Source organism: Delftia sp. DLF01, from assembly GCF_014852125.1.
Taxonomy (GTDB): Bacteria; Pseudomonadota; Gammaproteobacteria; order Burkholderiales; family Burkholderiaceae_C; genus Comamonas; species Comamonas acidovorans.
Genome location: NZ_JACVAZ010000003.1, coordinates 545947 through 558589, shown reverse-complemented (window position 1 = coordinate 558589; position 12643 = coordinate 545947). Strand labels below are relative to the sequence as shown.

At 69.1% G+C, this 12643-nt stretch carries 9 protein-coding genes; all 9 read left to right on the top strand.

The features are described from left to right. Positions 1–15: 15 nt before the first annotated feature. The 9 genes from IB269_RS17730 (at position 16) to fhuE (ending at position 12606) form a co-directional block, all read left to right on the top strand. The gene (locus IB269_RS17730; protein WP_192367844.1) at positions 16–558 is read left to right on the top strand and encodes a sigma-70 family RNA polymerase sigma factor; all 543 of its coding nucleotides are present in this window, start codon (positions 16–18) and stop codon (positions 556–558) included. Further along, positions 555–1565, top strand: a complete 1011-nt coding sequence (locus IB269_RS17725; RefSeq protein ID WP_192368191.1) for a FecR domain-containing protein — start codon at positions 555–557, stop codon at positions 1563–1565. The genes IB269_RS17730 and IB269_RS17725 overlap by 4 nt, the downstream gene beginning before the upstream one ends. A gap of 95 nt (positions 1566–1660) precedes the next feature. Beyond that, complete coding sequence (locus IB269_RS17720) at positions 1661–4156, top strand: TonB-dependent siderophore receptor (RefSeq protein WP_192367843.1); 2496 nt, start codon at positions 1661–1663, stop codon at positions 4154–4156. A 119-nt stretch (positions 4157–4275) separates the two neighbouring features. Next, entirely contained in the window at positions 4276–4782 is a 507-nt protein-coding gene (locus tag IB269_RS17715; RefSeq protein WP_012205109.1) for a sigma-70 family RNA polymerase sigma factor, read from the top strand. Further along, positions 4761–5765, top strand: a complete 1005-nt coding sequence (locus tag IB269_RS17710) for a FecR domain-containing protein (RefSeq protein ID WP_192367842.1) — start codon at positions 4761–4763, stop codon at positions 5763–5765. Before IB269_RS17715 ends, IB269_RS17710 begins: the two co-directional genes overlap by 22 nt. A gap of 89 nt (positions 5766–5854) precedes the next feature. After that, complete coding sequence (locus tag IB269_RS17705; RefSeq protein ID WP_192367841.1) at positions 5855–8335, top strand: TonB-dependent siderophore receptor; 2481 nt, start codon at positions 5855–5857, stop codon at positions 8333–8335. 126 nt (positions 8336–8461) lie between these two features. Next, complete coding sequence (locus IB269_RS17700; RefSeq protein ID WP_192367840.1) at positions 8462–8944, top strand: sigma-70 family RNA polymerase sigma factor; 483 nt, start codon at positions 8462–8464, stop codon at positions 8942–8944. A 5-nt stretch (positions 8945–8949) separates the two neighbouring features. Next, on the top strand, positions 8950–9933 hold the full coding sequence (locus tag IB269_RS17695; protein WP_192367839.1) for a FecR domain-containing protein: 984 nt from the start codon (positions 8950–8952) through the stop codon (positions 9931–9933). 141 nt (positions 9934–10074) lie between these two features. Next, positions 10075–12606 (top strand): ferric-rhodotorulic acid/ferric-coprogen receptor FhuE, encoded by a 2532-nt coding sequence (gene fhuE / locus IB269_RS17690; protein WP_192367838.1) that lies wholly within the window; start codon positions 10075–10077, stop codon positions 12604–12606. The last annotated feature ends 37 nt before the right edge of the window (positions 12607–12643 follow it).

The window sequence follows — 12643 nt, the reverse complement described above, 5'->3', positions numbered from 1 at the left end:
CCATCGGGTCCCACCATGCCATCCGCCCCAGCCTCCAGCGCCACCTCCAACGCGGTCTCCAGCCCCTTGCACCGCGAAATCTTCGCCCTCTACGTCGGCCACCATGGCTGGCTGCAGGGCTGGCTGCGCCGCCGACTTGGCAATGCCTGCGACGCGGCCGACCTGGCGCAGGACACCTTTGTCCGCCTGCTGGTGGCGCCTGCAGGCGACTTGCCCGCCCTGCGCGAGCCACGCGCCTACCTGGCCACGGTGGCGCGGCGCCTGCTGATCAACCACCTGCGCCGCCAGTCGCTGGAGCAGGCCTGGCTGCAGGCCCTGGCCGCGCTGCCAGCGCCGCAGGCGCCGTCGCCCGAGCAGCAATTGCTCATCCTGCAGGCGCTGCAGGAGGTCGATGCCATGCTCGACGGCCTGCCGCCCAAGGTGCGTGCGGTCTTCATCCTGTCCCAGGTCGAGGGGCTGACCTATGCGGCCATTGCCGAGCAACTGGGCATGGGCCTGCGTTCGGTCAAGCGCTACATGGCCCAGGCCATGGCCGAGTGCATTCTGCTGTCGGCATGAACGCCGTGGACTCCCAGGCCGCAGCACCGCTGTCGCGCGAAATCGCCTTGCAGGCCGCCGAATGGTTTGTGCTGCTGCACTCGGGCGAGGCCAGCGAGGCCGACCACCGCGCCTTCGAGGCCTGGCGCACCCGTGCCGATGTCCATGAGCAGGCCTGGCTGCGCGCCCTGGCCGTGAGCCAGCGCGCGGGCAGCCTGCCGCCCGCACTGGGGGCACCGGCCCTGGGCCGCAAGCAGCGCCGTCTGGGCGCCGTGGGCCGCCGCGATACCGTGCGCGCTCTGGCCCTGCTGATCACGGCCGCCCCCGTAGGCTGGCTGGCCTGGCGTGCCACGCCCTGGAGGCAGTGGACCTCCAGCCATGCCACGGCCACGGGCGAGCGCCGCGAATGGACGCTAGCCGATGGCAGCCGCATCGTGCTCGATACGGGCAGTGCCGTCGATGTGTTGTTTGACGAGGCGCTGCGCCGTGTCCACCTGAGTGAGGGCGCCGTCTTCATAGAGACCGCGCCCGACCCGCAGTCCCGGCATCGGCCCTTCGTGGTCACCACAGGGCAGGGCAGGGTGCGCGCCCTAGGCACGCGCTTTGTCGTGCGCAGTGTCCGGGAGCGCAGCGAGGTGGCCGTGCTGCAGGGCGCCGTGCAGATCACCACCCGTGGCGGCGCCGCGCAGCAGCTGCAGGCAGGCCAGCAACTGTGGTTTGACGCCATGGGCATAGGCCGTGCCGAGCCTGCGGACGCCAGCGCCGCCCAATGGGCGCGCGGCCTGCTGGCCGCAGACAACATGCGGTTGGCCGATTTTGTGGCCGAGCTGTCGCGCTACCGCTCCGGCTGGCTGCACTGCGATCCGTCTGTGGCGGATTTGCGCGTCACCGGCGCCTTTCAACTGGGCGATGCCGATACCGGCACGGACGCCGTGCTCGCCAACCTCGTGCACCTGCTGCCCGTGCAGGTCCACTACCGCACGCGCTACTGGGTGACGGTGGCGGCGCGCGGCACACCACCGGCTTGAAATTTCTTTCGGAATCTGGCCCCTTTCTGCGGCAGGCCGTGTCCTGTTCGATGGCAACCGATTTCATCGAACGACTTCCGAAGGAAAAACAGACCATGGCTCTCCGGCCCGGCATGCGCAGCGTGGCGCGCACTCCCTCCCCCTTGCTCTTTCCACTGTCCCAGACAGGTCTCGCCGTGCTCATGGCCGCGGGCCTGGCGGCAGGCGCCGCCTTGCCGCGCGCCGCGCTGGCCCAGGCCGGTGCGGCGGCCACCAGCGCGGTGCAGCGTCCGTTCCAGGTGCCGGCAGGCCCGCTGGCCACCGCGCTCACGGCGTTTGCCGCTGACGCAGGCGTGAGCATCAGTGCGCCGCCCGCCCTGGTGCAGGGCCGGCGCACCCAGGGCGTGCAGGGCCGCCTCACGGTGCGCGAGGCGCTGGACCGACTGCTGGCCGGCACCGACCTGCAGGCGCAGGCGGCGGGGGAGGGCGGTTTTGTGCTGCGTGCGGTGCCCGAGGCCACCCAGGCATCGACCGTGCTGGGCGAGGTCAGGGTGACCGCCGCGGCCCCGGCAGAAAGCCCATGGGGCAGCACCAGCGGGTATGTGGCGCGCCGGGCCAGCACGGCCACCAAGACCGATGCGTCGATTCTCGAGGTGGCGCAATCGGTGTCCGTCATCACGCGTGACCGCATGGACGACCAGGGCGTGCGCACGCTCAACGATGCCGTGCAGTACACGGCCGGCGTGCGCACCAATACGGGCGGGGCAAATCCTGCGGACGACAGTCTGTCGGTGCGCGGCTTCAGCCAGTTCTCGGGCAATTTCTACCTGGACGGGCTGCGCCTCATGCCGCTGGGCACGCTGGGCTTTTTCGGCATGGAGCCTTACGGGGCCGAGCGCATGGAGGTCCTCAAGGGGCCGGCCTCGGTGCTGTATGGCCAGAACTCGCCGGGCGGCATCGTGAACTTCGTGTCCAAGCGGCCTTCGGCCGATGCGGTGCGCGGCATGGAGTTGTCCGTAGGCAGCCATGCTCGCCGGCAGGCGGCCTTCGACCTCGGAGGGCCGGTGGGTGACGATGGCACGGTGAGCTACCGCCTGGTGGGGCTGGCCAGGGCGGCCGACCAGCAGATCGACTTCATGCGTGATGACCGCGTCTACCTGGCGCCCAGCCTGACCTGGGCGCCGGACGCGCGCACCAGCGTCACGCTGCGCGGCTTCTACCAGAAGAACCACGCCATGATGTCCACCAACGTGCAGTGGGATGCGCTCAACGGGCGCAACCCCAATGGCCGGCTGCCCCTGAACCGCTTCCTGGGGGAGCCGGGCTTCGACCGCGAAGAGACCGAGGTCGCATCGCTGGGCTACGACGCACGCCATCAATTCGACAGCGGCTGGACGCTGCGGCAGAACTTCCGCTACCTGCACGCACGCAACCACGAGCAATACATGTTCCGCTACGGGCCGCTGATCGACGGCTCCATCACCAACCGGGAGATCGATTCGCGCGATGGCAAGGGTGGCGTCTACACCGTGGACACCAGCCTGTCGGGCCAATTCGCGGCGGCCGGCCTGCAGCATGAACTCATCGTGGGGCTGGACTACAACCGCAGCCGCTCCAGTTTCGACTCCTACATTGCCGACGGTCCGCAGCTGGACATCTACCGGCCCGTCTATGGCAGCTTCATCGACACCTCGCTGCTGCAGCCCGATGCGCTGCGCGATGAGCGCGCCCAGCAGGTAGGCCTCTACGTGCAGGACCGCATCCGCAAGGACCGCTGGGTGCTGGCCCTGGGCGGACGCCACGACTGGAGCCGCCTGGAGCAGTCCAGCCGCCTGGCCGACCCCGTGTCCACCAGCGTGCGCAAGCCCAAATCCTTCACGGGCCGCGTGGGCCTGACCTATCTTGCAGACAATGGCGTGGCGCCCTATGTCAGCTACAGCGAGTCGTTTGTCCCTTTGATGGGCGCTGACCGCAACGACCGGCCCTTTGATCCGGAAACCGGCAAACAGGTCGAGGTCGGCGTCAAGTACTCGCCCGACGAGCGCAGCAGCTTCACGCTGGCCGCCTTCGAGCTGCGCCGGCAGAACGTGCTCACCACCGACCCCGAGAACGTCCGCTATTCCATACAGCAGGGCGAAGTGCGTTCTCGCGGCATCGAGTTCGAGGCGGCAGTCCAGCCCACGCGCGGGCTCAAGCTCCTGGCCGCGCTGACCTACAACCCCGTCAAGGTGACCCGGGCCCAGCCAGACCAGTGGGGCGGCAACGTGCAGGGCAAGTCGCCTTACGAAGTGCCCCGCAAGATGGCGTCGGCCTGGGTGGACTATGCCTTTGGGGGCGACCTGCTGGGGCTGGGGGCGGGCGTGGGGGCGCGCTACATCGGCTGGAGCTGGGGCGATGCGGACAACAGCTTCCGCGTACCGTCGTTCACCCTGGTGGATGCCTCGCTGCGCTATGACCTGGGAAAGATGCGCAGTGACTGGCGCGGGGCCAGCGTGAGCCTTACGGTGAAGAACCTGTTCGACAAGTACCACACGGCGTCGTGCTTTTCCGCCAATGCCTGCAACTATGGCGAAGCGCGCAACATGGTGGTTCGGTTCGGGTACATCTGGTAGGCCTTGCGGCATCAGGCCGGTCGAAAGCGCGGTTGCACGCTCCCTGGCATGGATACAATCGAATAAGAATGATTCTTGTTTGATTGCGGGCCCCGCCCCCAAGGGAATCGGGACCTGCCATGCCATCCGCCTCCACCCCCCAGCACCGAGAAGCCGCCTCCCTGTACACCGCCCACCATGGCTGGCTGCAGGGCTGGCTGCGCCGCAGGCTGGGCAATGGGGCGGATGCGGCGGACCTGGCGCAGGACACCTTCGTGCGCATCCTGGGCGTGCGCGACCTGGCCGGTGTGCAGGAGCCGCGTGCCTACCTGACCACGGTAGCCAAGGGCGTGCTCGTCAACTGGTACAAGCGCCAGGCGCTGGAGCGGGCCTACCTCGAAGCCCTGGCCGCGCTGCCCGAACCCGTGGCGCCTTCGCCCGAGCAGCGCGCCCTGGTGCTGGAGACCCTGCACGAGATAGACGCCATGCTGGACGCGCTGCCGCCCATCGTGCGGCGCACGTTTTTGCTGTCCCAGCTGGACGGCATGAAGTACGAGGACATCGCGCAGCAGCTGGAGGTCTCGCTCACCAGCGTCAAGCGCTACATGGCCCAGGCGTTTCGCCAATGCCTGGTGGCAATGGCGTGATGGAGACGCCCCTGCAAGCGCGCGTGCTCGACGAGGCCGCCGAATGGCTGATGCGCCTGCACGACAGCGGTGCCACCGATGCCGACCGCGCCGCCTGCGAACGCTGGCGCCAGGCCGACCCACAGCATGCCCTGGCCTGGGAGCGTGCCGAGCGGCTGCTGGGCAAGTTGGGCGGCCTGCCTGCAGCGCTGGCCATGCCGGCGCTGGACCGGCCCCGAAGCCACCGCGCCCAGCGCCGCGCCACCGTGGCCCGGCTGGCCGCGCTGCTGGCCGTGGCGCCTGCAGGCTGGCTGGTATGGAGTGCGGCGGACCAGCGCGGCTGGGGCGCCGACCTGCGCACCGCCACCGGCGAGCGCCGCACCGAGCATCTGGCCGATGGCAGCCGCCTCCTGCTGGACACGGCCAGTGCGGTGGACATCCGGTTTGATGGCGCACTGCGCCTGCTCACCTTGCGCCAAGGCGCGATTTCCATAGAAACGGCGGCCGATACCGCCACGCCGCACCGCCCCTTTGTCGTGGACACCGCCCATGGCCGGCTGCGCGCCCTGGGCACCCGCTTCACCGTGCGGCAGGAGGGGGGCAGGGCGGACGGCGGCCCCGTGCGCCTGGCCGTGACCGAGGGCGCCGTGGAAGTCACGCTGCGCGGCGCCGCCCACCCGGCGCTGGTCGTTCAAGCCGGTCAGCAAACGGTATTGCGAGCGGGGGAGGTGACCGCGCCCCACCCCCTGCAGCCCGAGGCCACGGCCTGGACCCACGGCATGCTGATGGCCGACGCCATGCCGCTGGCCGCGTTCTGCGCCGAACTGTCGCGCTACCGGCCCGGCCTGCTGCAGTGCGCGCCCGAGGTGCGCGCGCTGCGCGTGTCCGGCTCCTTTCCGCTGGGCGATACGGACCGGACGCTGACCATGCTGGCCTCCACCTATCCCGTCGACGTGCAGACGCGCATGCGCGGCTACTGGATCACCGTGGTCGCCAGGAACTAAAAAAATCAAGGCAGGGTGACACTTTTTCGGATCTCGGCTGGCAACGGGGAAAGAGCTTCTTTCTTCACCGCCTCCAAGGACCGATTTCCATGCCTGCCGTACCCATGCCGCATCCCGTCTTCCATCCCCTGGCGCATGCCGCCCGCCTGGCCCTGCTGGGCATGGCATTGGCCGCAGGCGCCGTGCAGGCGGCCGAACCGGCACCTGCTCCCACACCCGCTCCCGCAGCCCAGACCTACCAGATCGCACCCGGGCCGCTGGGCCGCACGCTGGCCGGCGTGGCCACGGCGGCGGGTATTTCGCTGTCCTTCGATCCTGCGCTGACCGAAGGGCTCACCAGCCCGGCCCTGTCCGGCCACTATGCGCCGCAGCAGGCACTGCAGCGCCTGCTGGCCGGCAGCGGGCTGGACATGGTGGCGCGCAGCGATGGCAGCTACACGCTGCGCAGGCAGGCCGCACCGGCCGGCGCTGGTGCCGGTTCCACCACGGTCCTGAACGAAGTGCAGGTGACGGCCCGCGCCGAGCGCAGCGCCACCAGCGAAGGCACGGGCAGCTACGTGGCCCGCGCGGTCACGGTGGGCAAGGGCGAGCAGGCGATCAAGGACATCCCCCAGTCCATCAGCGTGATCACGCGCCAGCGCATGGACGACCAGAACCTCAACACCGTGGACGACGTGCTGGCCAGCACCACGGGCATCACGATGTACGACAGCCCCATGGGCGGGCGCTATGTCTACTCGCGCGGCTTCCGCGTGGACACCTACCAGTTCGATGGCGTGAACCGCGCCTTCTACTACCCGCAAGCCGACAACTTCACCAGCAACGCCGCCACGCTGGACCGCGTGGAAGTGGTGCGCGGTGCCACGGGGCTGCTGCAGGGGGCGGGCTCCCCCAGCGCGGCCATCAACATGGTGCGCAAGCGCCCCCTGGCAGAGCGCCAGCTGGAGGTATCGGCCAGCGCGGGCTCCTGGAACAACCTGCGTAGCGAGATCGATGCCACGGGCCCGCTCAACGAGGCCGGCACGCTGCGCGGGCGCGTGGTCGCCAGCCTCAACAGCCGCGACTATTTCTACGACGTGGCCAGCAGCCGCACCGGCGTGCTCTACGGCGTGCTGGAGTACGACCTCAGCTCCCAGACCCGGCTGACGGTGGGCGCCACCCACGAGCGGCTGCGCTCCACGCCGTTCTTCCAGGGCCTGCCGCGCTATGCCGACGGGGCGGACCTGCGGCTGCCGCGCTCCACCTTCCTGGGCGCGGACTGGAACCGCTGGGACAGCGAGCAGACATCGCTGTTTGCCGAGCTGCAGCACCGCTTCAACGCGGACTGGACCGTCAAGGCCACGGCGGGCTACACCCGGGAAAAGCACGACATGAAGTACGCCTTCGCCCTGGGGGCCATCAATCCCGCCACGCTGGCGGGCAACGAGATGTATGCCGGCCTGTTCGATGTCACCACCGACAACAAGACCCTGGACGTGGCGGTGGACGGCAAATTCGACGCCTTCGGCCGCCGGCATTCGCTGAGCTTTGGTGCCAACACGGGCCGCATGGTCAACGACAGCGACTATTCGCTGATCCGCATGGGCCTGCCCAACAACGTGTTCGACCCGAGCGCCGCCATCCGCGAGCCGTCCCGCGCGGAATTCCTGGCCAACCGCTATCGCGGCGATGAAAGCCGCACCCGCATGACCCAGTCCGGCGCCTACGGCGTGGCGCGGCTGGGCCTCACCGATGCGCTGACCCTGATCGGCGGCGCCCGCGTCACCCGCTTCACGGGCAGCAGCAACTACCGCAACACGGGCGAGGCCTACAACGACCCGTACAAGGAAAGCGGCGTCATCACGCCCTATGGCGGCCTGGTCTATGCGCTCAATGACCAGTGGTCGGCCTATGCCAGCTACTCCGACATCTTCCAGGCCCAGAACGCCGTGACGGCGGCCGGCGACCTGCTGGCACCCATCAAGGGGCGCAATCTGGAAGTGGGCATGAAGGGCGAATTGCTGGACGGCAGGGTGAACGCGGCCGTGGCCCTGTTCCGCATCGACCAGAAGAACCGCGCCGAAGAGGACCTGGTCAACCCCTGCTCGGCCAGCACCTACTGCTATGTCTCCGTGGGCAAGGTCCGCAGCCAGGGGCTGGATGCCGAGATCAGCGGCGAGGTGGCGCGTGGCTGGCAGCTGTTTGCCGGCTACACCTTCAGCCATTTCAAATACCTGGACAACACCTCCAATGCCGGCGTGGAGTTCGCCAGCACCTACACGCCCAAGCACATGCTGCGGGTCTGGAGCGACTACCGCCTGCCGGGCGAATGGAGCGCCTGGAACGTGGGCGGCGGCGTCAACTTCCAGACCGCCAGCTCGCGCGCGGTGGGCGCCATCACCGACGTGCAGCCAGCCTATGCCGTGTGGTCTGCCCGCCTGGGCTACCGGATCGACCGCAACTGGTCCGTGGCACTGAGCGTGGCCAACCTGTTCGACAAGACCTACTACCAGACCATAGGCGCGCCGGCCTGGGGCAATGTCTACGGCGCACCGCGCAGCGCGACACTCACGCTGCGCGGCAAGTTCTGAAACACGGCCAGGAGGAACGGACTGCAGCAGCAGGCGGGAGAGCAGGGCCGCAAGAGGGTCGTAGTTGCCTATAATTGAGAATTATTCTCAATCTCGGGTCGCCGCGTGTCCAGCCCATCGCCTTCCTTGTCCGCCCATGTCGAATCCCTGTACCTGGCCCACCACGGCTGGCTGCAGGGCTGGCTGCGCAAGAAGGTGGGCAATGCCTTCGACGCGGCCGATCTGGCGCAGAGCACCTTCCTCAAGGTGCTGGGCGCCAAGGGCCTGGACCAGCTCCAGGAGCCGCGCGCCTACCTGACCACCATTGCGCGCAACCTGCTGATCAACCAGGTGCGGCGCCGCGCCATCGAGCAGGCCTATCTCGATGCGCTGGCCGCCATGCCCGATCCCGTGGCGCCGCCGCCCGAGGTCCGGCTCATGGTGCTGGAGACCCTGGTGGAGATAGACCGCCGCCTGGGCCGCCTGCCCGCGCTGGCCAAGCAGGCCTTCCTGCTGGCCCAACTCGAAGGGCTCGGCCATGGCGAGATCGCGGCTGAGCTGGGGATTTCCATCTCCACGGTCAAGCGGCATCTGGCCAAGGCGGCCATGCGCTGCTTCTTCCCGGAGTAGGCGGCATGCAGGCGTTCCCTTCCGCTTCTTCCCCCATTTCTGCCGAAGTGGCCCGCCAGGCCGTGCAATGGTGGCTGCAACTGAACTCCGGCAAGGCCCAGGCCCGGCAGCACGATGGCCTGCAGCGCTGGCGTGCGGCCAGCCCCGAGCATGAGGCCGCCTGGCAGCGCATCGAATCCATGGGCAGCCAGATGGCCGGCATCCCCATGCCGCTGGCGCGGGCCGCATTGGCCGCGCCCGGCTCGGCCGGCAGGCGCCGTGCAGTGCAGGCGCTGGCCGTGCTGCTGGTCTCGGGCGCAGGCTCCGCTGCCGTCGTGCGCTCGCAGGCCTGGCGCGGCTGGACGGCCGACCAGGTGGCTGCCGTGGGCGAGCAGCGCCGGCTGCCGCTGCCCGACGGCGGCAGCGTGGTGCTCAACACCGGCAGCGCCCTCAACCTGCGCTACGGCGCAGCCGAGCGCGTGCTGGAGCTGGTGCGTGGCGAAATCCTCGTGCAGACCGCGCCGGACAGCCTGCACCGTCCCTTCATCGTGCAGACCGCCATGGGCGCCGTTCAGGCCCTGGGCACGCGCTTCACGGTGCGCGAGCGCGGGAGCGGCATCGAAGTGGGCGTGCTGCAAGGCGCCGTGCAACTGCGGCCCGCGCATGCCCCGCATGCCGCGCAGCGCATCGATGCGGGAGAGCAGGGCACGTTCACGGCCCAGCAGGCCGTGCACTCCGGCGCGCTGGACACGGCAGCCAGCGCCTGGGCCGAAGGCATGCTCGTGGCCTCGCGCATGCGGCTGGAGGATTTCCTGGCCGAGCTGGGCCGCTACCGGCGCGGGCGCCTGGGCTGCGACCCGGCCGTGGCCGGCCTGCACGTCTCCGGCGCCTATCCGCTGGCCGACACCGACCGCGTGCTGGCCGCGCTGACTTCCTCGCTGCCCGTGGAAATCCATTCCTTCTCGCGCTACTGGGTGATGGTGCGGCCTGCCGGGGCGGGCAAGGCATGAGCGGCACGGCCTGCATGAAGGCCTTCGCACTTTCCTGAAAAAAATTTGAGCTGATTTGCCGGCGATGGCTGTCAACAGAGACAGGAGCGCACCGCAGCGTGCGCCAACGCTTCTCTACAACCATTGCAACAAGGCCTTTCCATGCGCCCTCAGACCATGCGCCAGAACTCCATGCGGCAGACTGCCGCCTCCACCGTCCGCCCATCCCAGGCGGCCCCGGCATTACGTCCGGTGGCGCTGGCGCTGCAGGTGCTGTGCGCGGGCACGCTGGCGGGGCTGGCTGCCGCAGGCGCCCTGGCTCCGGCACAGGCCTGGGCGCAGCCCGCTGCCGGTGCTTCGCAGCAACGCCAGTACGACATTGCAGCCGGCCCGCTGGAAAGCGTGCTCAACCAGCTCGGCCGCGAGGCCGGCGTGCTGGTCACCTTTGGCTCGGCCGTCACCGAAGGCTTGCGCAGCGGCGGCGTGAGCGGGCGCTTCACCGTGGAGCAGGCGCTGGACCGCGCCTTGCTGGGCACGCCGCTTGCGGCCGTGCGCTCGGCCGGTGGCGGCTACACCCTGCGCGAGATGCCCGTGGTGCCGGCCGCCTCCGCTGCGGGTGCTGCGGGTGCGGCAGGCGCGCCGTCCTCCCAGACACTCAGGACCGTGCTGGTCACGGCCTCGGCCCAGGCCAGCCCCACCACCGAAGGCTCGGGCTCCTACACCACGCCGGCCACGGCGGCGGCCACGGGCCTGAGCCTGTCGCTGCGCGACACACCGCAGTCCGTCAGCGTGCTCACGCGCCAGCAGATCGAAGACCAGGGCCTGCTCTCGCTCAATGACGCCATGCGCAGCGTCACCGGCATCCATGTCGTCAGCTCGGACAGCGACCGCTCGGACTTCTACTCGCGCGGCTTCTACGTGGACAACCTGCAGTACGACGGCGTGCCCACCTCCATCGGCCTGTCGTTCTACGGTGACTCGGGCACCGATACCACCATCTATGACCGCGTCGAAGTGGTGCGTGGCGCCACGGGCCTGCTCACGGGCGCGGGCAATCCGTCGGCCTCCATCAACATGGTGCGCAAGCACGCCAACAGCAAGGTGTTCACGGGCTCGGCCTCGGCCAGCGTGGGCTCGTGGAACCACCATCGTGGCACGGTGGACCTGTCCATGCCGCTGACGCAGGACGGCCGCATCCGCGCACGCGTCGCAGGCATGGCCGAAGAGCGCGACTCCCATGTGGATCTCTACCACGCGCGCAAGCAGGTCTTCTACGGCGTGATCGACGCCGACCTCACGCCCGACACCACGCTCAGCGTGGGCGCCGACTACCAGTCCAACCGGCCCACCGGCTCGACCTGGGGCGGCCTGCCGCTGGTCTTCACGAACGGCATGCCAGCCGACTGGAGCACCTCCAAGACCACGGCCGCGAACTGGACGCGCTGGAACAGCACCAACAAAAACATCTTCGCCAACCTGCAGCACCGCTTCGGCAACGACTGGAAGCTCAAGGCCAACTTCGTGCACCGCGACAGCGCCTACGACGCCAAGCTGCTGTACCTCATGCGCCAGCCCGACATCACCACCGGCCTGGGCATGGCGGCCCTGCCCAACTACTCCGAATACAGCTTCCAGCAAAACAGCGCCGACCTGCAGGTGACGGGCGGCTGGGAACTGGGCGGGCGCCGCCATGAGGCCGTTGTCGGCCTGAGCAGCAGCCGTGCCCGCGAGCACAAGGCCGGCCATGCGCGCACCAGCCCCCTGCAGGACGTGGGCAACTACTACCAATGGGACGGCTCCTATGCCGAGCCCACCTGGGGGCCGCTGACCACCAGCAGCCTGGACCACACGCGCCAGGACGCGCTGTACGGCGCGCTGCGCCTGTCGCTGGCCGATCCGGTCAAGCTCATCGTGGGCGGGCGCCAGAGCAGCTGGAAGGTGCGCAGCCTCAGCGAGGTGCGCGACCACAACGTCTTCATCCCCTACGCAGGCCTGGTGCTGGACCTGAGCGAAGGCTTCTCCGCCTATGCCAGCTACACCGACATCTTCCAGCCCCAGAACTACCGCGACCGTGGCGGCAGCTACCTGGACCCCGTGGCGGGCAAGAGCTTCGAGATCGGCATCAAGGGCGAGCACCTGGACGGCAGGCTCAACAGCTCGCTGTCCGTCTTCCGCATCCAGCAGGACAACGTGGCCCAGCTGGACGAAGGCCAGGTCGTGCCCGGCACCACCGACTTCGCCTACTACGGCGCCAAGGGCGTGACCAGCAAGGGCTTCGAGGCCCAGGTCTCGGGCGAGCTGGCCACGGGCTGGAACCTGTCGGCCGGCATTGCCCACACCGTCGCGCGTGACGCCCAGGGCCTGTCCATCAACGCCTGGGCGCCCAAGACCCAGGCCCAGCTGTTCACTTCCTACCGCCTGCCCGGTGGATGGAATCAGCTCACCGTGGGCGGCGGCCTGCAATGGCAAAGCCGCACCCGCGCCAGCGTCTTCGTGGCGGGCAATGACCTGGTCTTCGAGCAGAAATCCTTCGCCACCGCCAGCCTCATGGCGCGCTATGCCTTCAGCCCCAAGCTTTCGCTGCAGCTGAACCTGAACAACCTCTTCAACAAGAAGTACTACGTCAACATCGACGGCCAGGGCCAGTTCGGCACGCCGCGCCAGGCCATGGCGGTGTTGAACTACAAGTTCTGAGTGGACAGGGCGGCGGGGGCAACAGCGCAGGCCAACC